Genomic DNA, 22,467 nt, shown 5'->3' on the forward strand with positions numbered 1-22,467 from the left:
TGCCTTTAGGTTATCGATAACCTTATTACGAGTTATCGATAACAAATTCGATTGTCAACTCAGCTAAGACAGTTATTTTGTCACAGAGGACGGGCACCCGGGTTGGAGGAAAATGTATGGTCACGCTAGAGGACGTCGCCAAGTTGGCGAATGTCAGCACCATGACTGTTTCGAAGGTTTTGCGGGGGACTGGCGCTATCTCCAAGCAGACGCGAACACGCGTTTTCGAAGCTGCCGACCAACTCGGATATGTTCCAAACCGGCTCGCCGGCTCGCTCAGTGCGCGCAAGAGCATGTTGGTCGCGGTGCTGATCCCCTCCATAGCCGATACGGTTTATGCCGAGATCATAAGCAGCCTTCACAGCCTCCTCGATCAAGCCTCGCTCTCAATCTTCATTGCGGAAAGTCTCATGGACCCTGAAGTGGAAGAACGTCAGGTCCAGGAACTCCTGAGCCTGCGACCGGCATTTCTGGTACGCAGTGGCGGCATCGCCTCCACTGAGCGCACACAAATACTGCTTCAGCGGTTCGGAGTTCCTCACATTCAAATCTGGGATGGAGATGACCCGCAAGGGCAAGCCACCGTCGGCCCGTCACATGTGGAAGCCGGGAAAATTGCAGCAAGCCACTTTCTGGAACTCGGGCTGCGCAAGGTCGCTTACATAGGCGCTGAAACGCATAAAGACATTTGTGCATCCCGGCGCATGGAGAGTTTCATAGGTGACATGACCGCAGCCGGTGCGGAAACGCACGTTCTGACGGAACCCGACCTTCCGCGTCAGGCAGAGAGTGGAGAGCTCCTGACACATCGCCTGCTAGAAGACGGTTTGCAAGTTGACGGGATTTTTTATCTGAATGATGCAATGGCCATCGGAGGATTGAGAGTCCTCCTGAAGGCAGGCTTCCGAGTACCCGAGGATGTGCGGGTCATGGGCTTCAACGGAACGTCGAGAGAACAGACGATCAACACAAGACTGACAACAATCAGCACAAATGGGCACGAGCTCGGGCAGACTGTCGCGAAGGCTATTCTCGAAAACATCGGCGGCCGATTGCCGAAAAGCTGCACGCTTTGCCCTGTCACGCTGGATTTGGGCAACACCACCTAACCCGAAGCTCACATAACCTCAAACCGTATCTCCGGCGACAAGCGTGAAGCCGACATCAGAGACAGGCTCAAGCAGGTCGCCATTGATCCGCAAAAGCAGTTTTTCAGCCGCCAGCTGTCCGATGCGGAGATGATTTACCTGTACCGTGGTCAATCGATACGGCAGGACCGACGCAATCGGCAACTCGCCCCAACCTGCAATTCCCAGGTCGCCCGGTATGGAAATTTTCTGCGCTTCACAGAACTGGACTGCACCCACCGCCATATTGTCGTTCTGAAAGAATACAACCTCTACTGACGGATCCGCGGACAGAAGCTGCTCCGTTCCGTAAAAGCCGGGGTAAAACCCCGGAATATCATTCAGGCACAGCTGTTTTGTCAGGCGGCCTCCGCCATCTTCAATAGCCTTCGCATATCCGTGAAGCCGGGCTGTTGCCGCATTCGCGGTGTCGTGAGACGTGCCCACATAACCAAATTTCTGATAGCCCTTGGACAAAAGAAAACGGCCCATGTCATAGCCGCTGTCAAAGTGGTTGAGGCCGACGCACATGTCGATCGGGCTGGAATTCAGATCCCAGATTTCTACCAGCGGCACACCGGACCCGACGAGCAGTTGCAAAGCTCTTGGCGTATGCGCGCGGCCTGTCAGGATCAAGCCTGCCGGTTGCCAGGACAACACGGTCTCAACCCAGCTTTCCTCTTCTGCAAGGACATGCTGTGTCATGCCCAGAACAGTCTGATGATTGAAGCTCACCAGCTTCCGGTCGATCCCCTCCAAAACGTGTGTGAACACCTCATTGCCAAGGTCGGGAATGCTCACCCCTATAAAAGTCGATTTCTTGTCGCCGGCAAAGACGGTCGCCAGTCGGTTGGGCAGATACCCGAGCCGCTCGACCTCTGCCAAAACCTTGACGCGTGTCTTTTCGGAAAAACCACCTTCATCTCTGAGGACGCGACTGGCGGTCATCTTGGAGACGCCGGCCGCCCTGGCAACCTCAGCAAGGCTTACTTTATTGTTTTTACTAGCAATTTTCTGTTCAGACAAAATTTAAGTTACCGGTAACTTTTTTGATTGACTTACCCATATGACGAGTCAATGATAATGCCACGTTACCGGTAACTCAATGTCTGTCTTGGGAGAAGATGCACAGTCCGGTCGCGGCGGGAGGAAGATAGTGCCAGGCAGTTTACAAAACCGGCTGTTCTTTGACGGCATCCAAAAGCATTTCGGTGGGACTTACGCCGTTCGGGACGTTTCCCTTGCCGTAGACCGCGGCGAAATCGTCGCGCTTTTGGGCGAGAACGGCGCCGGTAAATCAACACTCATCAAGATTCTCGGCGGTATTCACAAACCCGACGCAGGGCGTGTTTTGATCGACGGCGAGCCTTACGAGCATCGCCCGGGTGGGTTTGGGCAACGTCAATCCGTCGCCTTCATCCACCAGGATCTGGGCATGATCGAGTGGATGACCGTTGCCGAGAACATGTCTCTTGCGCTTGGCTTTTCCAAAAAACTCGGTCTGATCAATTGGGGCAACGCAGAAAATTTCGCTGCTGAAGCCCTTAAGAAAGTTGGTTGCGATTTCGATCCAACGACCCGGGTGCAGGACCTTTCCAGAACGGAGAAGTCCCTCGTGGCGATTGCCCGTGCCCTTGCGGTCGATTGTGATTTCCTTGTTCTGGACGAACCGACTGCTTCTCTTCCGGCAGATGAGGTCAACCGCCTGTTCAATGCACTCAGGCCGCTTCGTGAACGCGGTGTCGGCATGATCTATGTGTCCCACAGGCTGGACGAGATTTTCCAGATCGCCGACCGTGTTGCGGTTCTTCGCGACGGTGTGCTTGTTGGCGTACGGGCCATACAGCACACGACAACGGAAGAACTCGTTCACATGATTGTCGGGCGCAAGACCCGTCAGGTCAGCAAACTTGCCGAAGCTCCCGGGAAACCCGTCCTTAGCGTGTCGAACCTGAAAACACACAATGCGGGACCGGTTGATTTCACGCTGCACCAGAACGAGCTGGTCGGGCTGGTCGGGTTGCGCGGCGCAGGTCATGAGCAGATTGCCAGGGCCCTTTACGGCATGGAAGATCATGAAGGCGAGGTTGTCCTGAACGGTCAGGGCAGCCCGGACCTTCGCAACGCCAAAACAGCGCTTGATTCCGGCATTGGTCTGGTCGCCCGAGACCGTACCGAAGAGTCCGTTGCCCTTCCCCTCTCCATTCGCGAGAACACGTTTTTGAACCCGGCATCGACCGGACGGGGCCTCCTGTCTTTCCTGTCACCGGACAAGGAAACAAAGATGGCGGAGGAGATCGGCCGGGAAGTCGCACTGAGCCCAAACGACCAGTCGCTTGCCATTGAAGCGCTCTCGGGCGGCAACCAGCAAAAGGTTGTGATCGCCAGATGGCTGGCGACAAAACGCAAGCTCCTGATCTGCGAAGACCCGACTGCCGGCGTTGATGTTGGCGCCAAGGCGGAAATCTATGCGCTCCTGAACAAGGCACTGCGCGAAGGCGTCGGGCTTTTGCTCGTGTCGACCGATTTTGAAGAAGTCGCAACGATCTGCCATCGCGCGATCGTCTTCAGCCAGGGCAAGATCGTTGAAGAACTCTCGGGCACCAAACTGTCCACGGAAAACCTGATTCAAGCGGCTTCGGCCAGCAATGCCGCAGCTGCCTAAGGATAAGAAACATGCAATCTCTTGAATCCAATGCACTGGAGCCGACCAAGGCGGAAATGGAAGGCCTGTCGCTGCGCAGCAGGCTTTTCAGGCTCCTGCCCGTTTATGGGCTCGTGATCCTGACCCTGCTTCTTATCCTGCTGTTTTCGATCCTGTTGCCGCGGACGTTCCCAACGCTCTTGAACCTGCGTGCGATCATTTCCGACAAAGCCATCATTGCGCTCCTGTCTCTAGGGGCAATGATCCCGATGGCGGCTGGACGGATCGACCTGACGGTCGGTTACGGCATCGTGCTCTGGCATATTCTGGCTATCAGCCTGCAAACCATGTTCGGCATCCCCTGGCCGGCTGCAGTCATGATCGTTCTGATGCTCGGTGCAATGACCGGCTTCTTCAACGGACTGCTCGTGGAAGTCGCCAAGATTGACAGTTTCATCGCAACCCTCGGCACCGGCACGGTACTTTACGCGATTGCACTTTGGCACACAGGTGGTCGCCAGGTGGTCGGTGTCTTGCCGGAAGGGTTTTATGCAGTTAATGGCACGTTCCTGTTCGGCCTGCCGATTACAGGGTTTTACGTGCTTGCCATTACCATCGCTATGTGGCTGGTGCTCGAATACACACCCATTGGCCGATACCTTTATGCCATCGGCGCCAACCAGCGTGCTGCGCAACTCAACGGCATTCCCACACGCAAATACGTCATCGGATCCTTCATGGCGTCCGGGATGATGACTGCGCTTGCCGGAGTATTGCTGGCTTCAAAGCTTCGGATTGGTCAGGCGAGCGTCGGCCTTGAATTCCTGCTGCCTGCTCTGGTCGGTGCGTTCCTTGGATCGACGACTATCAAACCCGGGAGGGTCAATGTTTGGGGCACCGTTGTCGGTGTTGCCATCCTGGCTGTCGGGATCTCTGGCATCCAGCAATTTGGCGGATCGTTCTGGGTCGAGCCGCTCTTCAATGGCGTGACGTTGCTGATCGCGATCGGCATTGCCGGCTATGCGCAACGCCGCAAAGGCGCTGCGAAAAAATAAGAATTTTGCATAGGGAGGATAGAATGCAAAAGCGTGATTTTCTAAAGACCATCTTGGCAACAACAATGCTTGCCGGTTCCGTGTTGCCTGCATTTGCAGAGGCTGCATGGGACGGCCCGACAAGTGGCCCGGCGGGTGCTGATGGCAAGACCATCGTAGTAGTCGCAGCCGACCTCAAGAACGGCGGCATCCTGGGCGTGACCAATGGTGTTGAAGAAGCTGCCGACAAAATCGGTTGGGAAGTCCGCGTCCTGGACGGCGCAGGCTCTATCCAAGGCCGGACCGCTGCCATCGGTCAGGCTCTGGCACTTCAGCCCGACGGGATTGTCATTAACGGCTTTGACGCTGTTGAGCAGCAAGCTGCACTTGAAGGTGTTGTCTCAGCAAATATTCCAATGGTTGCATGGCACTCCGGTCCCAAGATCGGCTGTGACGCACCTGGAGGCATCTTCGCCAACATCTCAACCGATGCGATGACCGTTTCTGAAGTCGCTGCGAATTGGGCCATCGACGACGGCGGCAAGGATATCGGTGTCATTATCTTCACCGACTCCACCTATCAGATCGCGATCGACAAGGCTGATCGGCTGAAAGAAACCGTTGAAGCCGCCGGTGGCAAGGTTCTGGAATATGTCGACACCCCAATTGCCGACACATCGACCCGTATGGGCCCACTCACCACAAGTCTTTTGCAGAAATACGGAGACAGCTGGACACATGCGCTCGCGATCAATGATCTGTATTTCGATTTCATGGGACCGGCGTTGACATCTGCAGGAATTTCCGCCGCTGACGGCCCGCAGGCGGGTTCCGCCGGAGACGGTTCGGAAGCCGCTTTCCAACGTATCCGAACCGGTGGCTACCAGACGATCACCGTTGCTGAACCGCTTAACCTGCAAGGCTGGCAACTTGTCGACGAGTTGAATCGTGCCGTGCAAGGGCAGCCTTGTTCCGGTTACGTCACTTCACCGGCTCTTGTGACGAAAGCAGGACTTGAGAAGATGGGTGACAGCAACTCCTTCGATCCCGATACGCCTTACCGTGAGGCTTACTCCGCCATCTGGGGCAAGTAAGCAATCACGAAGCGGGTCGCCTGACGCAGCCGCCAGGCGACCTGCTGACAACCGAGCAAAGCAACAACTGAAGGTCTTTTTTGCCGTGGCGCTGCCGTGGACAGGAGAGCTTTGTCTAAAATTCAGGGTGAAACAATGTCTTCGGGCACCAAAGATGCAGAACCCTTGGTCGTTATGCGCAACATCTCCAAGCGATTTGGCGGGGTCCACGCGCTCTCGCAAGTCAATCTGGAGGCTTATGCAGGCGAAGTCCTTGCGATTGTCGGCGACAACGGGGCAGGCAAATCGACACTGATCAAGATTCTAACCGGCGTTTATCAACCGACCGAGGGCGAAATATTCGTCGGCGGCGAACAACTCGTCATGAACAGCCACTCCGATGCAATCGATCAGGGCATCGATGCTGTGTATCAGACACTGGCTCTTGCAGATCACCTCGATCCGGCAGCGAATATGTTCCTTGGAAACGAGCTCACCCGTTCTTTCCTCGGCATAACAACGCTCGACAACAAGAAGATGCGCACCGAAACGGAGCGCGTGCTGTTTGAACGTCTCGGCGTTCGGTTACGCTCGCTCGATGTTCCCACAGCAAGCCTGTCTGGAGGTCAGCGACAGGCGGTGGCCATCGCGCGGGCCGTCTATCACGAGGGCCTTCGGGTCCTCGTGATGGACGAACCGACTGCGGCTCTCGGGCCCCAGGAAACAGCGCGCACGCTGAAACTCATCAAGACACTGAAGGAACAGGGCCTGGTGGTCATTTTGATCTCCCACTCCCTGGACGACGTTTTTGAAGTCGCCGACCGCGTTCATGTCCAGCGCCGCGGCAAATGTGCCGGCGTGGTCAAGGTAGCCGACAGTTCCCAGCAGGATGTGCTGGGTCTGATCGTCGGCGCGGAAGAAGCGGCTTAGGAGGACAAGATGGCAACAACCACACATCCTGGAACACCGATGAAGCTTTCAGAACGCATCGAGCCGTTCCTGGCCATAATCGGTCCGATGGTCATGATCCTGGCCATACTTCTCTTCATGGGCGTGGCCGAACCGGCACGGTATTTCAGGCTTTCAAACCTGAACCTGATCCTTTTGGACGCTGCTCTTTATATGCCGATGGCAATGGCGATGACATTCGTCATAACCCAGCGAGGCATCGACCTTTCCATTGGCTCGATCGCGGCTCTGTCGAGCATCGTGATGGCGTTCCTGATCAAGCAATATGGATTTTCAACGCCTATCGCAATTGCATTTGCACTGATGCTCGGCGCCCTGTTTGGTCTGATCAACGGTCTGGTGATCACCAAGTTCAAGGTTCCTGATTTGATCGGCACCCTGGCCATGGACCTTGTCTATCGCGGACTTGCTCTTGTCATTGCCAAGGGCCTTGTGCTGGCCAGATTTCCGGATCTTATGACCGACATCGGCAGAGGACAGATCCCGGGTTTCATTCCCGTGCCGGTGATCATTGGCCTTTTGACAATGGCACTCGGCTACTGGCTGCTGAAGAAGACCTATTTCGGGCGCTACACAGTTGCTATCGGCTCCAATCCGGAAGCTGCTGAAATGACCGGGATCGCTGTCGATCGCTACAAGATTTATGCCTATGTTCTCATGGGTGCGTCAGCAGCACTCGCCGGCGTCATGCTGACAGGCAAACTGAACGCGATCCAGGCAACGTCAGCACCTTATTTCAACCTTCATGTCATTGCGGCGGTTGTCGTTGGCGGAACGTCTCTGTTTGGCGGGCGGGCTTCCATGCTCGGCTCACTGGCAGGTGTTCTGCTTCTGTCGATGATGATCAATGCTTTGGTCACGCTCAGGATCGAGTTCTTCTGGCAATCCGTTGCCTCCGGGGTCGTGATCGTTTCATCGGTAGCACTCTACACATGGCTTCAAAAGAAGGACCGTGACGGAGCCAAAGGTTTCGTGGCCGGTCTGACGACGCCCGAAAGCCTCAGGCTGCTACGGCTGTGCGGCCTGACCGGCGGAGGACTGCTGCTTCTGCTTCTCATTGGATCTCTGTTGTCTGGCGCACCCGTTGCCAGTGGCTGAGATCCCTTACCGCGGCATTCATCACAGGGAGGAAAAGATGATGAATACACTGCTTAAGTCCACACTCGCTCTCCTGCTGCTATCCGGCACGAGCGCACTTGCTGAAGACAAATTGCCTTTGAAGGAGCTGCCCGGTATCGCAGACCGCGACTACTGGGTCCCCGGTGAGGTAAACGCGGAAGGAAAACTGGAGGCACTGCAGGCGGTTGTCGGTGCTGAAGGCGTCCCCTTTACCGGAACGCAGGAAAAGCCGGTGGAAATCGCGTTGATCTACCCGTCGGCGGACACATCCGACTTCTGGGCGAGAAACTATCTGGCTTTGACAAAGCGCCTGGATGAACTCGGCATCAAATACAACACCACTGAGTTTGCCAGCCGTCAGATCGAACATTCGCTTCAGTCGACCTACGCCAATCAGGTGCTCCAGGATGGAGACATTTATGACTATGTGATCTTCGGTCCGTCCGAACTGGCCATTCAGGCCGACAACATCGACAAACTGGCCGAGAATGAAGACTTCACAACGTACGTTTGGGCATTCCACACGCCGCTAAAGGATCTGAAGAACCAGCCTGACGTGTGGTTCGACTTCTCGTCGGCAGCAGGTGCTCTTGTCATGTGCGACTATATGCTGGAGCGTCTCGGGTCGGATGTCACCATGGCAATGAACCGGGGTATTCCGGGTATCACAGACGATCAACGGTCCGGTGATTTCAAAGACTGCGTCATGGAAAAAGGCAACTGGAAAGTCGCTTACGAGCACTATGGCGAATATCAGCGTGAAGGTGGATTTGAAGGCACAAGCCTGATCCTTCAGGCCTATCCGGAAGCAACTATCATCCACAACGCCAACACCGCCATGGCGATGGGCAGCGTTGAGGCGCAAGTTTCGGTTGGCAAGGAAAAGGAAGTCTTTTCGACCGGCTGGGGCGGTACAGGCCTTGAGCTTGATGCCATTCGCCGTGGCGAGTTGGACGCAACGCCCATGCGCATGGGTGACGATGTCGGTGCTGCGACAGCTGAAGCGATCAAGGCCGATCTGGAAGATCGCGCGAGCGAACTGCCACTTGTTTTCCTCGGCAGGATCACGGTTGCCCATGATCAGCTTGAGGCGGCAGAACTTGATGCTCTTCAACAAGAAGCCTTCCGCTTCTCCGGCATTGGTGCGCTTGAGCGCTAACCGGCCTGAACGAAGCCCTGGACACCTGCCCGGGGCTGGATAAAAGCCTTTACCTTCACTTGACTGGTGGGATGTTTCCGCTCACATATGTGATCGATAACATCCCATCTCTTTGTCGGAAGGACAGTTTGTCCTACCCTGCCATTGGGGGGTGGTACCGGTATCCAGGCAAGCCTCCATCGCTTGCTGAGGACACCCGACACCCCTTCAGGATCTTTGTTCCTGATGGGCGCCAGAGCATGTGATGGAATTGCACCGGTGTGCTGAGACTACCTGGAGGCAAAGGGGTGACGGAGCAAAGCGGTAAACCAAGTCCGGTCACGATGCGGGATGTCGCAAAAGCTGCGGGCGTTTCCCGAATGACTGTGTCCCGCGCCCTGCGAAAGGACAGCCCCGTTTCTCCGGAAACACGAGCGCATATCCTGAAAATCGTTCGGGACATGAACTATGTTCCCGACCAGATGGCAGGCAGCCTGACAACCAAGAAGTCCGGCTTCGTCGCAACTCTCCTGCCTTCCCTCAACAACCTTCATTTTGCGCTGACAGTGCAATCGCTCACCGAAGAGCTTGAGGAAATCGGATTGCAGATCCTGCTCGGCCACACGGCTTACTCGGCTGACAGGGAAGAAGAGCTGCTTGAAACAATGCTTCGGCGTCGGCCCGAAGCCATAGTTCTTTCCTATGACGGTCACACCGACAGGACAAGGCGCTTGATGGAAGACTCAGCAGTTCCCGTTGTTGAAATCTGGGAGAAGCCTGACCGTCCGATTGCGCATACAGTCGGGTTTTCCAACTTCGAAGCCGCGAAGAAAATGACTGAGCAAGTCATCGCAAAAGGATATGAACGGATTGCCTTTGTGGGCGAAAGCCAGGATGACTGGACCCGTGGCGCGGCGCGGCGCATGGGCTTTGTTTCCGCCATGGAACACGCCGGACTGGATTGTCATCGGCTGATCGGCTTCGGCATGCCGCCACTTTCCATTGAGAGCGGTGCTGCTGCCGCGTCGCAGTTGATGCGAGACCATCCGGACACGCAATGTCTGATCTGTGTTTCGGACGTTGCTGCGTTCGGGGCGCAAAGCTGGCTCTTGTCGCAGGGATACAAGATCCCCAGCGATATTGCTGTTGCTGGCTTTGGTAACTTCGAAGTGTCCCGCTTTGCCACCCCGAGCATCTCGACAGTGGTCGTCAATCCTGAAGGGATCGGTCGGGAAACAGGCAAGCTTTTGAAGAAGCTGTTTTCCTCAAGCGATCCGTTGCTTAGCGCGCCCCAACACATCGATGTGCCGGCGACCGTCGCCTTTCGACAGAGCTGCTGAGCCCACTCTCCAACGAAGAATCTTCCCTTAGCGTCAAAAAAATACTTGTTACCGATAACATTTCTGCTAATGTGACCGGTAACATAACAGTGCCAATGAAGAGTTTGGCGGCTCGGGAGGAAACATGCCTCGTATTCATCTGGAAAATCTGGTGAAGCGATACGGCGACTTTGAAGTCCTGCACGGTATCAATCTGGAAATGCACGAGAACGAGTTCACCGTTCTTGTCGGGCCATCGGGCTGCGGTAAGTCGACAACATTGCGCATGATCGCGGGCCTGGAGACCGTGAGCTCCGGCGAAATCTATATCAACGAAAAGCCGGTCAGTCATCTGGAGCCAAAGGCCCGTGACCTGGCAATGGTCTTCCAGGACTATGCGCTTTATCCGCATATGAATGTCGCCAAGAACATGTCGTTCGCATTGAGACTGCAAAGGCGGCCCAAAGCGGAAATCGACCAAAAAGTCGGCGCCGTTGCGGATATGCTCGGCCTGACCAAGTTCCTGCACAGAAAGCCGGGAGAACTTTCCGGCGGACAACGGCAGCGCGTTGCCATGGGGCGGGCCCTGACCCGCGACGCCGGCACGTTTCTTTTCGATGAACCGCTATCGAACCTGGACGCCAAGCTTCGCGGCCAGATGCGTGCCGAATTGGCGCTCATGCGTCAAAAGGTGCGCAAGAACATGATTTATGTGACCCACGACCAGATCGAAGCCATGACGTTGGCTGATCGGATCGTCGTCATGCATGGCGGCTATATCCAGCAACAGGGAACACCGGAAGAACTCTTCAAACGACCGGTCAACAAATTCGTTGCCGGATTTCTGGGGTCTCCGCCCATGAATTTTCTGGATGCCAATCTGGAGGAGCGCGACGGCCAGCTTTTTGTGCAAGGAGCAGGTTTCGACATCGCGTTGCCGGAAGACAAGATCGCCGCGGCCAAGGCCCATAGCGATGCCACCCTCACGTTGGGCATCCGGCCGTCGGATCTTCATTTCAACCCGGACGCACCGGACGAAAGTTCCATCGATCTCAAGGTAATCGTCTCTGAATACATCGGCGCACAGTCAGTGCTGTTGTGCGCGTGCGGCGACCAGAATGTCGAAGTCGAATTGAAGTCGGAAACACCTATCGACTTGGGTGAAACACTGAGATTTGCGGTCAACACGGAAGGTATTCACATGTTCGACCGCGAGACAGAGGTTGCCATTCGGTGATCTGAGAATTGTTGCAAGGGAGGAGTAATATGCTGAGTTATCTGAAAACAACCGTATGCGCTGCCGCCGGGCTGGCCATGGCCGCGACTTCGGCCATCGCAGACCCTTACGCGGATTATAGCGGTGAAACACTGGTCGTGAATTTTCCTGCTCACCCGCATTTCGATGCGGTCATGAAGGTGCTGCCGGAATTCACCAAGGAAACAGGCATCAATGTTGAAGTCGACCAGCTTCAATATCTGAAAATGCGCGAACGTCAGACGCTTGAGCTGACCAAGAACAAGGGCGACTACGACCTGATCGCCTATGTCGTCTTTTCCAAGGCTGACTATGTTTATGCCGATCAGCTGGAAAATCTTGCACGCTATTTCATGAACCCGAAGCTTGCTGACCCGAATTTCGACGCAGAAGATCTGATCGATGGATACGTCGCCAATATCGGCGTCGCGGGTGGCAAAAAGGGATATCTTCCGGGCCCGACCGGCTCGTTGTTCGGCCTGCCGTTTGGATCGGAAACATCCATCCTCGGTTACCGGAAGGACATTTTCGAAAAGCATGACCTCAAGGTTCCCGAAACCTATGATGAGCTTCTCGAACTTGCCTGCCTGATCCCCGAACTGGAACCAGGCATGGGCGGTTTGGCCTCACGTGCCGCTTCAGGTCACCACGCCAGCCACGCCTTCCTGCTTCACCTTGCTCCGCTTGGCGGCAGAATTTTCGATGACGAGTGGAACCCGATCGTCGACAACGAAGCCGGTGTCAAAGCGGCCGAGGCGTTGAAAAAGATCGTGAACTGCGGTGCTGAAGGATCCAAGACATTCGGCTTTGCTGAAGCAGGCGCTTCTTTCCTGCAGGGCAATTCCGCAATGTTCCTCGACTCCACCGTCTTTGCCGGTCAGGTCAACAATCCCGACAAATCTAAGGTGGTTGGCAAGATTGGCTGGGCTCCGCACCCCGTTGGCGTGCGCGCCGGCTCCCAAACCGGTGGCTTTGGCATCGGCATTCCGAAAAACGCGCCGAACAAAGACGCAGCCTTCCTGCTGATGCAGTGGCTGACATCGAAAAAAGCCGACAAACTGATTGCGCTCGCAGGTGGCAATCCGTCCCGTTATTCGACGCACTCTGATCCTGAAGTGAACGAGAAGTTTCCGCACATGGAAACCTTCGGCGAAGCATTGAAGAATGCCGATCCCGACTGGCGTCCGATTATCCCTGTCTGGGGTAAGATCAACGCTGATCTGGGCACCACGCTCTCCAAGATCATCGTCGACGACTTCCCGATCCAGGAATCCCTCGAAGGCGTCTCGGTACGGACCCGTGCCCTCATGGATGAGGCCGGTTACTACACCTGGACCCAATAAAATCCTGTCCCCCACGGCCCAGCCGTGGGGGCCTCCAATTCAATCGTGACATTGAAAGCGATCAGCAATGAGCGTTGCGATCAAGGCCAACAGGCTGACCCCCTATCTGTTTCTGGCGCCTGCCGGGATCATCCTCATCATCGCGCTGCTCTATCCGATCGGCTACATGGTGTATGCCAGTTTTCTGGACTGGAGCCCCAGCCAACGGATCGGCCAGGCCGAATTCATCGGATTGCGCAACTACATCAATCTGATGAGCGATGAAGCCTTTCGCGAGAGTTTCTGGGTCACCATCCGATTTGCTGCGGTTGTCGTGACGTTGGAAATGGCGTTAGGCGTCGGGCTGGCACTGCTTCTGGATCGCAACATTCCCGGAATGGCCGTCCTGCGCACGGTTTTCATCCTGCCGATGATGATCGCGCCCATCGTTGTCGGTCTCATGTGGCGCTATATGTACCACCCGACCGTCGGGATTTTCAACCGCACCCTCAAGGACATGGGACTGGAAGGCATCCCCTGGCTTTCCGACAGTACATGGTCGTTCATTGCAGTCGTGATCGCCGATGTCTGGCAATGGACCCCCTTCATTTTCATCCTCGCTCTCGCTGCAATGCAATCCCTGCCCCGGTCCGCGCTGGAGGCTGCCGAGATCGACGGGGCGAGCGAGTGGCAGAAGATCATTCTCATCAAACTTCCCCTGATGATGCCGGTCCTGATCGTGACGCTGCTTCTGCGCCTTATTGATGCGTTCAAGGTTCTGGAAGTCATTCTGGTTCTGACAAATGGCGGTCCTGGTCTTTCAACTGAAATTCTTGCGCTGAGGATCTTCAGAACCGCTCAGGAATTTCAGGAGCTCGGCGAGGCCGCGGCCATGTCGAATGTCCTCCTGATGCTGCTCATGGCCATCACAATCGGGATGTTTGCTTACAACCGCGTGCAGGAAGCGCGCGCTGCCAGGCAACGGGCGATTGCCGAAAAGGGAGATGACTGATGGCGTCCCAAACACAGACCCGCAATCCTGCCTTTTACGCCCTGATCGCAGCACTTGTGTTCATGAGCGCGGGCCCGATTGCGCTCATGCTGGCAACCTCGTTCAAGACCAATGTCGACGTCTACGACGCTTCGGTTTCCGCATTCTTCTTCACGCCGACAATCCAGAACTACGAAACCGTTTTGTGCAATGTTCTGTGGTATGAGCCGGCGCATGTGGACTATTGCGACCCGACCTTCGGGCGCGCCTTGAAGAACTCCCTGATCGTCGGCCTGATCTCAACTGGGCTGACGCTGGTGATCGGCTGCATGGCGGCCTATGCGCTGGTGCGCTTCCGCTTCATGGGACGCGGTACGGTCTCCATGACCACCCTATTGATGCGCATGGTTCCACCGGCGGTTCTGTTGGTGCCTGTATTCGGTATCTGGACCTTCCAGTTCGGTCTGGACCAGACCTACACCGGCATCATTCTGATCTATACGGCCATGAACCTGCCATTCGTGATCTGGATCCTGCAGAGTTTCATTGTACAGGTACCGATCCAGCTGGAAGAGGCTGCCCGCATGGACGGGGCCAACCCCTTCCAGGTCTTCTTTCTGGTGGTGCTGCCGATTATTCAGCCCGGGCTCGCAGCTGCGGCGATCTTCACGTTCCGCATCGCCTGGAACGAGTTTCTTCTGGCCAACGCTCTCTCCGGCAGATCAACCAGAACAGTACCGGTCACGATCGTGAACTCGATTACCGAATATGACATTGATTGGGGAGTGATCATGGCGACCGGCATGTTGCTGGCGATTCCGCCGATCCTCTTCACCTTTGTTGCATCAAAGCAGATCATCACCGGAATGACGGCAGGGGCCGTCAAGGGATGATCTGGGACTGGCTGCTCTCCCCGGCGGACCCGGCCCGGGCCCATGATGTGGGAGTGGCCTTGTCCTGGCACGCCCGCACCATGGTCCTCGGCTGGGGAGTGCTGGCACCATCGGCGGTGATCGCCGCGCGATATTTCAAGGTGCTGCCGGGGCAGAAATGGCCGAAGGAACTGGACAACAAGACCTGGTGGCGCTGGCACTGGATATCGCAAAGCCTGGTTCTGGTGCTATCCGCCATTGGCCTCGGCCTGATCCTGGTGTCGGAACAAAATACCGGTGCTGCCCTCCTGCACCGGACATTTGGCTACAGCGTTCTGGTGCTTGGTCTCTTCCAGGCGCTTTCCGGCCTCTTGCGCGGCAGCAAGGGCGGGCCGACAAGCCGTGCAGCAGACGGGTCACTGCGTGGTGACCACTATGACATGACGCTGCGCAGACAACTCTTCGAGACCTATCACAAGCTTTTGGGTTACATCGCACTGATCCTGATGATAGGTGCTTTTGTCAGTGGCCTCTGGCAGGCAAATGCCCCCAAATGGATGTGGATTTTTCTGTCATCGTGGTGGCTGGGCTTGCTCTTTGTGGCCTTTGTCCTTGAAAAAAGAGGCTGGGCCTTTGACACCTATCAGGCGATTTGGGGGCCTGACCCGTCTCACCCGGGCAATCGGATGACAAGGCTCAAGGACAAGGTGCAAGCGCCTCATTCCAGCATTGAGCCTTATAGCAAGAAGCGAGATATGTAATGTTCGGCGTGCTTGAAGGAACCGGATTTGAAGTCATCGAACCCGAGTTCGCAGCCTGCTTTATCGGTCATGCAAGGGTTGAACGGCTGTGGACCGGTGCCAGATGGTCTGAAGGCCCTGCCTGGTTTCCGGCAGGCCGCTATCTGGTCTGGTCGGATATTCCGAACAATCGGATGATGCGATGGGACGAAACTGATGGTTCTGTCTCCGTCTTTCGCGCGCCGTCCAACAACTCAAACGGCAACACGACGGATAGACAGGGCCGCCTTGTCTCCTGTGAACACCTGACCCGGCGCGTGACGCGGACCGAACACGATGGATCCATCAAGGTTCTTGCCGACACGTGGGACGGCAAAAGGTTGAACTCGCCCAATGATGTCGTTGTGAAATCCGATGGTTCGGTTTGGTTCACCGATCCTTCCTACGGCATCCTGATGGACTATGAAGGCGAACGCGCGGAGAGTGAAATCGGAGCCTGCCACGTCTACCGTGCAGACCCTGACACCGGCATCGTCGAGACGGTTTCCACTGACTTCGTCAAGCCGAATGGCCTGGCCTTTTCTCCGGATGAAAAGTCCCTGTTCATCGCCGACACGGGCGGGACCCACCAGGAAGACGGGCCGGCGCATATCCGGAAATTCGAGATCGGCAGCGACGGCAAGACGCTTCACGGCGGCGAGGTTTTCGCACACTGCACCAACGGCTTTTTCGATGGTTTCCGGTTCGACAGGGATGGCCGCATCTGGACATCCGCCGCCGACGGCGTCCACTGCCTCAATCCCCGCGGTGACCTCATCGGCAAGATCCACATCCCCGAAATCGTCTCCAACGTCTGCTTCGGCGGCGACAAACTCAACCGCCTGTTCATCACCGGCACAAGCTCGCTCTATTCGGTTTTTCTGAACGTGAATGGGGTTGAGCGCTAGACATAGACGAATTAAAATAAACCGATCAGGATCACTCAACAGTCAATCGATACTATTCTTCATCTTCGAGCATTGTGACGGTCATCAATTGTGTAAAAAACAACGACCTGGTCACTGTATCAGAAGCACCCAAGTGCCAGACTTGCACGATCTCAGTCCACTGGGCGCAAGCATTTCAGGAACTTACCCATTTTATTCAAATTTCGGTGGTTCTCTGACACCAGCGACCTTGTGTTACTCGTCCACGTCTGCGTAACAGACGGCCTGGAGTTTGTTGCCGTCAGGGTCTCGAACATAGGCAGCGTAATATTTGTCCCCATAGTGTGGACGCCTACCAGGTTCACCTTCGCAGCTTCCTCCCAAGCGCAATGCGGCTTGGTGGAAAGCTCTGACGGCTTCGTTCGTTTCAGCGACGAACGCAACGTGAGTGCCATTTCCCCAGGTGGCTGGCCGACCATCTTCGGGCGGATAGAGATAAATGGTCGGCATGCCGCCTTTTTCATAAGCCGGCGGCTTACCGGGTGGCTTGGGCAGTCTTTCGAAACCAAGGACCCCGAGAACTTTATCGTAGAAACCACCAGCGCGTTCGATATCGTTGGTGCCGAGCGTGATATGACTGATCACTGACATTGTTGTTTCTCCTGAAAAAGAGGAGAATAAAACAAGAACAAAATCGATTCAACGGCTCTCAGATATTCCGGTTGGCAACCAGCAATCCGGGTTTAAAGCGCCTACCGGGTTGTCCGTTTCTGGCCATCGTCAAGCTGACTCAGATCCTTTCAGCAAGGGGCTGACAACCTGCTCAGTGGCACCCTGCCATCTGCGCAGGTTTGTCTGTGGATCGATACCGGCAGTTGCCAGGGCCCTGGCGGCGGTCTGGCGGACAAGATCGTCCAGATCGGTCAAACCGGCATAAAAGGGCGGCACGGGCGGCGAGACGATTGCTCCCATGCGCGTTACTTTCAGCATGGCTTCCAGGTGTCCTTCGTGGAGTGGCGCTTCGCGGGCCAATAGAACTAGAGGCCGACGCTCTTTCAGCGTCACATCCGCAGCGCGGCACAAGAGCCCCTCGCCTGTTCCATAGGCGATCGAGGCAAGACTTCGCATGGAACATGGTGCAACCAGCATCGCGTCCATTACGTACGACCCACTTGCGACAGGTGCGAAAAGATCCGACTGTGGATGTTCAACTGTCGCCAATGCACCGATCTGCTCGCGGCCATCTGGACCCAGTTCGTGATTGATTGTGTGCTCCGCCCCGCGGGTAACGATGACATATCGTTCAACCTGAAGGGCCGCCAACACGCGCAGCATCTCAAGTGCAATGGCAGCGCCCGACGCCCCGGATATGCCGATGATGACGCGTCTTGATGAAGTCATAGTCTTGGGGATTCCACACACTTAGGAGAATTCAGTTTGCGGAAGAGACCTTCCGCTCGCGTTTCCACATCCCGCGGCATCACAAGTTTCTTCGAAAATGGCCGCGCGGTTTCTGAACCGATCTTGATGGTTGCATCCAACCCGAGTTTACCGCCCAGGCCTTCTCTTGGACTTGCAAAATCGAGCTGGTCAACCGGCGTGGAGTTGAGAACAAGAAGATCGCGTTCCGGGTCGGATCGGGTCGCGACGGCCCACATCACCTCGTCCCAGTTTCGAATGTCGATGTCGGCGTCGACCACGATGACGTATTTGGTCATCGAGAATTGCGGCAGCAACGACCAGAAACCCATCATCGCGCGTCGTGCCTGTCCCGGATATGACTTGTCGAGCTTGAGAATGGCAAACCGGTAGGAACAGGTCGCCGGTGGCAGAAAGACATCCAGAATTTCCGGCAAGGCCTGCTGCAGGATCGGGCGAAAGAGATCTGTCATGGCCTCGCCGATAACCGATGGTTCGTCGGGCGCACGCCCTGTGAAGGTCGATAGATAAACCGCATTTTCGCGCATTCGGAGCGCCTTCAGATGAAAGACCGGATAATCGGCAGGGTCATTGTAATAGCCGGTGTGATCACCGAATGGACCCTCGACAGCCGTCTCATCAGGATGGATCTCACCTTCCAGTATGATTTCCGCACCTTCTGGAACATGCATCTGAATGCTGCGGCAGGGCGCAAGACGCGCGGGCCTGCCGTTAAAAATGCCAGCGAGCGCCAGTTCACTGATATTGCCCGGAGCCGGGATCACGGCGGCAAGAAGTGTCGCTGGATCGCAACCGATGACGACGGCAACGGGCATCGCTTGGCCCTTGCCCTGCCATTGCCTGTAGTGCTGCGCCCCACCGCGAAACGGTAGCCAGCGCACGATGGCACGTTGGCCGTCCAGAACCTGCATTCGGTAAATGCCCAGATTATACAGCCGTGGATCGTCTTCCCCGGGTGGCCTTGTGATGACAAGCCCCCAGGTGATCAGCGGTCCGGCGTCTTCTGGCCAACAGGTCTGAACGGGTAGGCTCGAAAGGTTCGGTGCAACATCATGCAGATCTTTGGAGGCAGCAACTTTTTTGGGACGGGTGTTCCACCCGGCTTTGGCCACAGGAAACAGGCTTGGCAGATCACGCAGAGACGCCGGGGGTTCTGGCGCGCGCAATGCGGCCAGAAACCGTCCCAGGTCCGGCAATTGATCAGGATGGACGCCAAGACCGTTTGCGACCCTTTTTCGCGTCCCGAAAATGTTCACAAGCAGGGATGCGGCAAATTGCACCCGGGCCCCACTTCTGGGAGCCTTCAGCAGCAATGCAGGCCCACCGTCACGGATGACCCGCTGGTGCAAAGCTGTCGCTTCCAGATGAATATCAACGGGTTCAGAAAGATGTTTCAACTCCTCTTCGGAAGCTAAAAACGTCATAAATTCCTGAAGGTTATGAAATTTCGGCAAGTCGCGGCCGGACATCGTATCGCTTTGCTGTCAAAGGAGTTTTCAAGCATTCAGCTCTGATGCTTATGCCCTCACTCAAGACGATCGATTGTCCTGAACGGACGGGGTTGAACCTTGATCTTTGTCAAGTCATTCGGGCGTTTGCGCGAATTACATTCGGCGCTGAAAGTGAGACCCCAAATGCAAACCACTGCGCCTGCCCTCAGTCTGCCCCCCCTTATTTCAACCTTGATCGCTCCCTTGCCGAAAACGCCGATGGAGGTTCTTCTGACAAGATTTACGCGGCGCCTGTTAGCGCGCCGACCGGAGCTGCTTCAAAGGCTAGGTGCTGTTGTCAAAGTGCCGATCGCCATTGTTCCAGATGATATGCCACATGCATTTCTTCTGTCTTTGGACAATGACAAATCCAACGTCGAAATCTGCAACAAGGACCAAATCACGCGAGCCAAGGCTGTTGTCAGGGCACCCTTCCTGGTCCTATTGGGACTGCTTGATGGAACATATGACGCCGACGCCCTGTTCTTCACGCGGGACCTTAGAATCGAGGGCAGGACCGAACATGTGCTGGCACTGCGCAACACACTGGAAGAAGCTGATCTGACGCCTGGAGAATTTTTCGGTTTGAGTGGAAAACCGGCGCAGTGGATGAATGGCTTTAGCGGAACGTTGCTCGACAAAGCCAAGAGGCTAACCGGGAACCAAAGCCGGCACACCAGCTCTCTTGAGCAGGGCGGGCAGTGGTGAGCAACGAAAAAACGCGGATGGAGCTTGTCTGCCCGGCCGGAACACCTGCCGCATTGCGAGCGGCGGCGGACGCCGGTGCCGATGCCATCTATTGCGGGTTTGCCAATGAGACGAATGCCCGAAACTTTCCAGGCCTGAATTTCTCGCCGAAAGAGCTTGCTGAAGGTGTTGTCTATGCGCACGCAAAGGGCGCCAAGGTGCTTGTCGCAATCAATACCTTTGCCAGGGCGGGCAATATCGATCTCTGGCGCCAGGCGGTGGATGATGCCGCGGCGTGTAACGCAGATGCAATCATAGCCGCCGATCTTGCCGTGCTTGAACACGCGGCTGAAAAGCACCCGGAGCGGCGGCTTCATTTGTCGGTACAGGCGGCAGCAAACTCACCTGAAGCAATCCATTTTTATGCCGATACGTTCGGCGTCAAGCGCGTGGTGCTACCCCGTGTTTTCTCAGTTCCGGAAATCGCAGCACTCAATCGGGACATCGACGTCGAAACCGAAGTGTTCGTCTTTGGCGGGCTTTGCGTTATGACCGAGGGACGCTGTTCGCTGTCATCCTACGCAACTGGAAAGTCGCCCAACCTGACCGGGGTCTGCTCGCCGCCCGATCATGTCGACTATCGGGAAGACAAGTCGGGCCGGTTGCTTGCCCAACTCGGTGGTTTCACTATCGACAGTTTCGAAAAGGGAGCACCAGCAGGCTATCCGACACTGTGCAAGGGGCAGTTTTCTGCTGAAGGCCGGACCGGCTATCTTTTTGAGGACCCGGTCAGCCTCAACGCATTCGAGTTGCTGGAAGACCTCTCAAAAGCCGGTGTCACAGCTCTGAAGATCGAAGGCAGACAACGGGGCAAAGCCTATATCGCAGGCGTTGTAAGTGGTTTCAGACGCGCAGTGGACGGGCTTACGACCGGCGCAGACGCGGGTCCGGCCATTGCCGCACTTAAATCGTTTTCCGAAGGCGGACGGCAGACCTCCGGTTCCTACAAGAAGACCTGGCGGTGACAATATGACGGCGACAAAACGGATAGAACTTGCCCTTGGCCCCTGTTTCTTCAACTGGTCAGTGGACCAGTTTCTCGATTTTTATGCTCGCATCGCCGATGAAGCCGAGATTGACCGCGTCTATTTGGGCGAAGTTATCTGCGGCAAGCGCATGCCGTTTACAGATACTGTGTGGCCGCAAGCTATCGAACGACTGGAAAAGTCAGGCAAGACCGTTGTGCTGTCTACCCTTGCGCAGCCAGTCAACAAACGTGAACGCACAATTTTGAAGCAGCAAGCAAACTACGACATGCCGATTGAAATCAACGACATGTCGCTTTTGCCGTCCAGAGAAGCTCGTCCGTTTACAGCCGGCCCTTTCTTGAATGTCTACAATGAGGCCAGCCTCGCGTTTCTTTCAAAACGGGGCGCGATCGCCTGGTGCCCACCTGTTGAACTTCCTTTGGACTCCATTCAGCAAATTGCAGCTCTCGTGCCTGAAGTCGAGATTGAACTATTCGCGTTCGGCCGCCTGCCCCTGGCGCTTTCTTCCCGCTGCTATCATGCAAGAGCTCACGGCCTCAGCAAGGACTCCTGCCAATTTATTTGTGAACGCGACCCGGATGGAATGGATGTCGCAACACTTGACGGAAAGCGCTTCCTGGCCGCGAACGGCATTCAAACGCTTTCCGATGCCTGTCACGTGGCAGCGCTGACCGCTGACCATCTCCACACGTCAGGGATCCAAAGACTGCGCCTTTCGCCGCACATGTCGGACATGGTTGCCGTCAGTAATGCGTTCCGTGAATTTCTGGATGGAGCGCTGGATGCTGCAGAGCTCGATGCGCAGCTGGAACGCCTGGCGCTGCCCGGTCCCTTGTGTAACGCTTATCTGAAAGGGGAAGCAGGATGGAAAAAGACATCTCTTCCGGCCTGAATTCCGAAACATATGAAAAAGAGCACAATCTGATCGAGCAGATCCATCGCGAACTGTCGGGCCTGGACATGCCTTGCACCTGCAAGTCCGAACTTGATCGCACGATCGTGGCGATTGAGGCCTGGCGTCAACGCAAGGCGCGCAAGGAACTTGTCGACAGCATTCGCGAAGATTATCACAACCTGGTTTCCGGCATCTCGTTCCTGACCGAGTTGGAAAATATCGACCGGCTCGAACTCACACCGGAAGAGCTTTACGATCATGCCGAAAGTCTGAAGTTTCTGGCAGACCTTGCGGACCGGTGTGCGGATCGGCTCGTCGGGCTGTCGACCATTTCCAAGATCATGAAATAAGAGCGCGCATCTGAATAGTTCCGTTCA

22 protein-coding genes are annotated in these 22,467 nt (G+C 55.8%); 18 read left to right on the forward strand and 4 right to left on the reverse strand.

What is annotated here, in order from left to right; all coding sequences use genetic code 11:
• Positions 1-116: 116 nt before the first annotated feature.
• Positions 117-1,109 (forward strand): LacI family DNA-binding transcriptional regulator, encoded by a 993-nt coding sequence (locus K1718_RS25570; protein ID WP_265680362.1) that lies wholly within the window; start codon positions 117-119, stop codon positions 1,107-1,109.
• An 18-nt stretch (positions 1,110-1,127) separates the two neighbouring features.
• Here K1718_RS25570 and K1718_RS25575 read toward each other — a convergent pair whose 3' ends face one another.
• Positions 1,128-2,075: a LacI family DNA-binding transcriptional regulator gene (locus tag K1718_RS25575; RefSeq protein ID WP_152503764.1), complete on the reverse strand. Its 948-nt coding sequence runs from the start codon at positions 2,073-2,075 to the stop codon at positions 1,128-1,130.
• Between the two features lie 208 nt (positions 2,076-2,283).
• On the opposite strand from K1718_RS25575, the gene K1718_RS25580 reads away from it, so the two are divergent.
• The 13 genes from K1718_RS25580 (at position 2,284) to K1718_RS25640 (ending at position 16,550) form a co-directional block, all read left to right on the forward strand.
• Positions 2,284-3,792 carry a sugar ABC transporter ATP-binding protein gene (locus K1718_RS25580; RefSeq protein WP_265680360.1) on the forward strand — a complete coding sequence of 503 codons (1,509 nt, stop codon included), beginning with the start codon at positions 2,284-2,286 and terminating at the stop codon, positions 3,790-3,792.
• 11 nt (positions 3,793-3,803) lie between these two features.
• Positions 3,804-4,826 (forward strand): ABC transporter permease, encoded by a 1,023-nt coding sequence (locus tag K1718_RS25585; RefSeq protein ID WP_152503766.1) that lies wholly within the window; start codon positions 3,804-3,806, stop codon positions 4,824-4,826.
• 23 nt (positions 4,827-4,849) lie between these two features.
• Entirely contained in the window at positions 4,850-5,899 is a 1,050-nt protein-coding gene (locus tag K1718_RS25590; RefSeq protein WP_152503767.1) for a substrate-binding domain-containing protein, read from the forward strand.
• 135 nt (positions 5,900-6,034) lie between these two features.
• Positions 6,035-6,808, forward strand: coding sequence for an ATP-binding cassette domain-containing protein (locus tag K1718_RS25595; protein ID WP_285806044.1), 774 nt, complete (start codon positions 6,035-6,037; stop codon positions 6,806-6,808).
• Positions 6,809-6,817: 9 nt separating this feature from the next.
• On the forward strand, positions 6,818-7,945 hold the full coding sequence (locus K1718_RS25600; RefSeq protein WP_265680359.1) for an ABC transporter permease: 1,128 nt from the start codon (positions 6,818-6,820) through the stop codon (positions 7,943-7,945).
• A 37-nt stretch (positions 7,946-7,982) separates the two neighbouring features.
• On the forward strand, positions 7,983-9,125 hold the full coding sequence (locus tag K1718_RS25605) for a substrate-binding domain-containing protein (RefSeq protein WP_247649302.1): 1,143 nt from the start codon (positions 7,983-7,985) through the stop codon (positions 9,123-9,125).
• Positions 9,126-9,412: 287 nt separating this feature from the next.
• Positions 9,413-10,444: a LacI family DNA-binding transcriptional regulator gene (locus K1718_RS25610; RefSeq protein ID WP_265680358.1), complete on the forward strand. Its 1,032-nt coding sequence runs from the start codon at positions 9,413-9,415 to the stop codon at positions 10,442-10,444.
• A 124-nt stretch (positions 10,445-10,568) separates the two neighbouring features.
• Entirely contained in the window at positions 10,569-11,660 is a 1,092-nt protein-coding gene (locus K1718_RS25615) for an ABC transporter ATP-binding protein (RefSeq protein WP_152503768.1), read from the forward strand.
• Between the two features lie 29 nt (positions 11,661-11,689).
• Positions 11,690-13,021: an extracellular solute-binding protein gene (locus tag K1718_RS25620; protein WP_152503769.1), complete on the forward strand. Its 1,332-nt coding sequence runs from the start codon at positions 11,690-11,692 to the stop codon at positions 13,019-13,021.
• A 67-nt stretch (positions 13,022-13,088) separates the two neighbouring features.
• Positions 13,089-14,012 (forward strand): carbohydrate ABC transporter permease, encoded by a 924-nt coding sequence (locus K1718_RS25625; RefSeq protein ID WP_152503770.1) that lies wholly within the window; start codon positions 13,089-13,091, stop codon positions 14,010-14,012.
• Complete coding sequence (locus K1718_RS25630; protein ID WP_152503771.1) at positions 14,012-14,884, forward strand: carbohydrate ABC transporter permease; 873 nt, start codon at positions 14,012-14,014, stop codon at positions 14,882-14,884. The genes K1718_RS25625 and K1718_RS25630 overlap by 1 nt, the downstream gene beginning before the upstream one ends.
• Positions 14,881-15,624 carry a cytochrome b561 domain-containing protein gene (locus tag K1718_RS25635; RefSeq protein ID WP_265680357.1) on the forward strand — a complete coding sequence of 248 codons (744 nt, stop codon included), beginning with the start codon at positions 14,881-14,883 and terminating at the stop codon, positions 15,622-15,624. Before K1718_RS25630 ends, K1718_RS25635 begins: the two co-directional genes overlap by 4 nt.
• Complete coding sequence (locus K1718_RS25640; RefSeq protein WP_265680356.1) at positions 15,624-16,550, forward strand: SMP-30/gluconolactonase/LRE family protein; 927 nt, start codon at positions 15,624-15,626, stop codon at positions 16,548-16,550. Before K1718_RS25635 ends, K1718_RS25640 begins: the two co-directional genes overlap by 1 nt.
• A gap of 234 nt (positions 16,551-16,784) precedes the next feature.
• Here the strand turns inward: K1718_RS25640 and K1718_RS25645 are convergent, their stop codons facing one another.
• From K1718_RS25645 to K1718_RS25655, 3 genes are all read right to left on the reverse strand, one after another.
• Positions 16,785-17,180, reverse strand: coding sequence for a VOC family protein (locus tag K1718_RS25645; RefSeq protein WP_265680355.1), 396 nt, complete (start codon positions 17,178-17,180; stop codon positions 16,785-16,787).
• Between the two features lie 129 nt (positions 17,181-17,309).
• Positions 17,310-17,930 carry a UbiX family flavin prenyltransferase gene (locus K1718_RS25650; RefSeq protein ID WP_265680354.1) on the reverse strand — a complete coding sequence of 207 codons (621 nt, stop codon included), beginning with the start codon at positions 17,928-17,930 and terminating at the stop codon, positions 17,310-17,312.
• The gene (locus tag K1718_RS25655; RefSeq protein ID WP_265680353.1) at positions 17,927-19,393 is read right to left on the reverse strand and encodes a UbiD family decarboxylase; all 1,467 of its coding nucleotides are present in this window, start codon (positions 19,391-19,393) and stop codon (positions 17,927-17,929) included. Before K1718_RS25655 ends, K1718_RS25650 begins: the two co-directional genes overlap by 4 nt.
• A gap of 210 nt (positions 19,394-19,603) precedes the next feature.
• Here K1718_RS25655 and ubiT point away from each other — a divergent pair, with 210 nt between their 5' ends.
• Genes ubiT through K1718_RS25675 form a run of 4 tightly spaced genes read left to right on the forward strand, consistent with a single transcriptional unit; the run spans position 19,604 to position 22,440 of the window.
• Positions 19,604-20,167: a ubiquinone anaerobic biosynthesis accessory factor UbiT gene (gene ubiT / locus K1718_RS25660; RefSeq protein ID WP_152503776.1), complete on the forward strand. Its 564-nt coding sequence runs from the start codon at positions 19,604-19,606 to the stop codon at positions 20,165-20,167.
• A gap of 17 nt (positions 20,168-20,184) precedes the next feature.
• Entirely contained in the window at positions 20,185-21,171 is a 987-nt protein-coding gene (ubiU, locus tag K1718_RS25665) for a ubiquinone anaerobic biosynthesis protein UbiU (RefSeq protein ID WP_265682465.1), read from the forward strand.
• 4 nt (positions 21,172-21,175) lie between these two features.
• Positions 21,176-22,087, forward strand: coding sequence for a ubiquinone anaerobic biosynthesis protein UbiV (gene ubiV, locus K1718_RS25670; RefSeq protein WP_265680352.1), 912 nt, complete (start codon positions 21,176-21,178; stop codon positions 22,085-22,087).
• Entirely contained in the window at positions 22,060-22,440 is a 381-nt protein-coding gene (locus tag K1718_RS25675; protein WP_152503778.1) for a hypothetical protein, read from the forward strand. The genes ubiV and K1718_RS25675 overlap by 28 nt, the downstream gene beginning before the upstream one ends.
• Positions 22,441-22,467: the final 27 nt, after the last annotated feature.

The organism is Roseibium porphyridii, assembly GCF_026191725.2.
Lineage (GTDB): Bacteria > Pseudomonadota > Alphaproteobacteria > Rhizobiales > Stappiaceae > Roseibium > Roseibium porphyridii.

What these genes read in the sequence shown, in the direction of transcription:
- K1718_RS25570 (WP_265680362.1), top strand. Translation starts at nt 117, where the DNA reads ATGGTCACGCTAGAGGACGTCGCCAAGTTGGCGAATGTCAGCACCATG.
- K1718_RS25575 (WP_152503764.1), bottom strand. Translation starts at nt 2,075, where the DNA reads ATGACCGCCAGTCGCGTCCTCAGAGATGAAGGTGGTTTTTCCGAAAAG.
- K1718_RS25585 (WP_152503766.1), top strand. Translation starts at nt 3,804, where the DNA reads ATGCAATCTCTTGAATCCAATGCACTGGAGCCGACCAAGGCGGAAATG.
- K1718_RS25590 (WP_152503767.1), top strand. Translation starts at nt 4,850, where the DNA reads ATGCAAAAGCGTGATTTTCTAAAGACCATCTTGGCAACAACAATGCTT.
- K1718_RS25595 (WP_285806044.1), top strand. Translation starts at nt 6,035, where the DNA reads ATGTCTTCGGGCACCAAAGATGCAGAACCCTTGGTCGTTATGCGCAAC.
- K1718_RS25600 (WP_265680359.1), top strand. Translation starts at nt 6,818, where the DNA reads ATGGCAACAACCACACATCCTGGAACACCGATGAAGCTTTCAGAACGC.
- K1718_RS25605 (WP_247649302.1), top strand. Translation starts at nt 7,983, where the DNA reads ATGATGAATACACTGCTTAAGTCCACACTCGCTCTCCTGCTGCTATCC.
- K1718_RS25615 (WP_152503768.1), top strand. Translation starts at nt 10,569, where the DNA reads ATGCCTCGTATTCATCTGGAAAATCTGGTGAAGCGATACGGCGACTTT.
- K1718_RS25620 (WP_152503769.1), top strand. Translation starts at nt 11,690, where the DNA reads ATGCTGAGTTATCTGAAAACAACCGTATGCGCTGCCGCCGGGCTGGCC.
- K1718_RS25625 (WP_152503770.1), top strand. Translation starts at nt 13,089, where the DNA reads ATGAGCGTTGCGATCAAGGCCAACAGGCTGACCCCCTATCTGTTTCTG.
- K1718_RS25630 (WP_152503771.1), top strand. Translation starts at nt 14,012, where the DNA reads ATGGCGTCCCAAACACAGACCCGCAATCCTGCCTTTTACGCCCTGATC.
- K1718_RS25635 (WP_265680357.1), top strand. Translation starts at nt 14,881, where the DNA reads ATGATCTGGGACTGGCTGCTCTCCCCGGCGGACCCGGCCCGGGCCCAT.
- K1718_RS25640 (WP_265680356.1), top strand. Translation starts at nt 15,624, where the DNA reads ATGTTCGGCGTGCTTGAAGGAACCGGATTTGAAGTCATCGAACCCGAG.
- K1718_RS25645 (WP_265680355.1), bottom strand. Translation starts at nt 17,180, where the DNA reads ATGTCAGTGATCAGTCATATCACGCTCGGCACCAACGATATCGAACGC.
- K1718_RS25650 (WP_265680354.1), bottom strand. Translation starts at nt 17,930, where the DNA reads ATGACTTCATCAAGACGCGTCATCATCGGCATATCCGGGGCGTCGGGC.
- K1718_RS25655 (WP_265680353.1), bottom strand. Translation starts at nt 19,393, where the DNA reads ATGACGTTTTTAGCTTCCGAAGAGGAGTTGAAACATCTTTCTGAACCC.
- ubiT (WP_152503776.1), top strand. Translation starts at nt 19,604, where the DNA reads ATGCAAACCACTGCGCCTGCCCTCAGTCTGCCCCCCCTTATTTCAACC.
- ubiU (WP_265682465.1), top strand. Translation starts at nt 20,185, where the DNA reads ATGGAGCTTGTCTGCCCGGCCGGAACACCTGCCGCATTGCGAGCGGCG.
- ubiV (WP_265680352.1), top strand. Translation starts at nt 21,176, where the DNA reads ATGACGGCGACAAAACGGATAGAACTTGCCCTTGGCCCCTGTTTCTTC.
- K1718_RS25675 (WP_152503778.1), top strand. Translation starts at nt 22,060, where the DNA reads ATGGAAAAAGACATCTCTTCCGGCCTGAATTCCGAAACATATGAAAAA.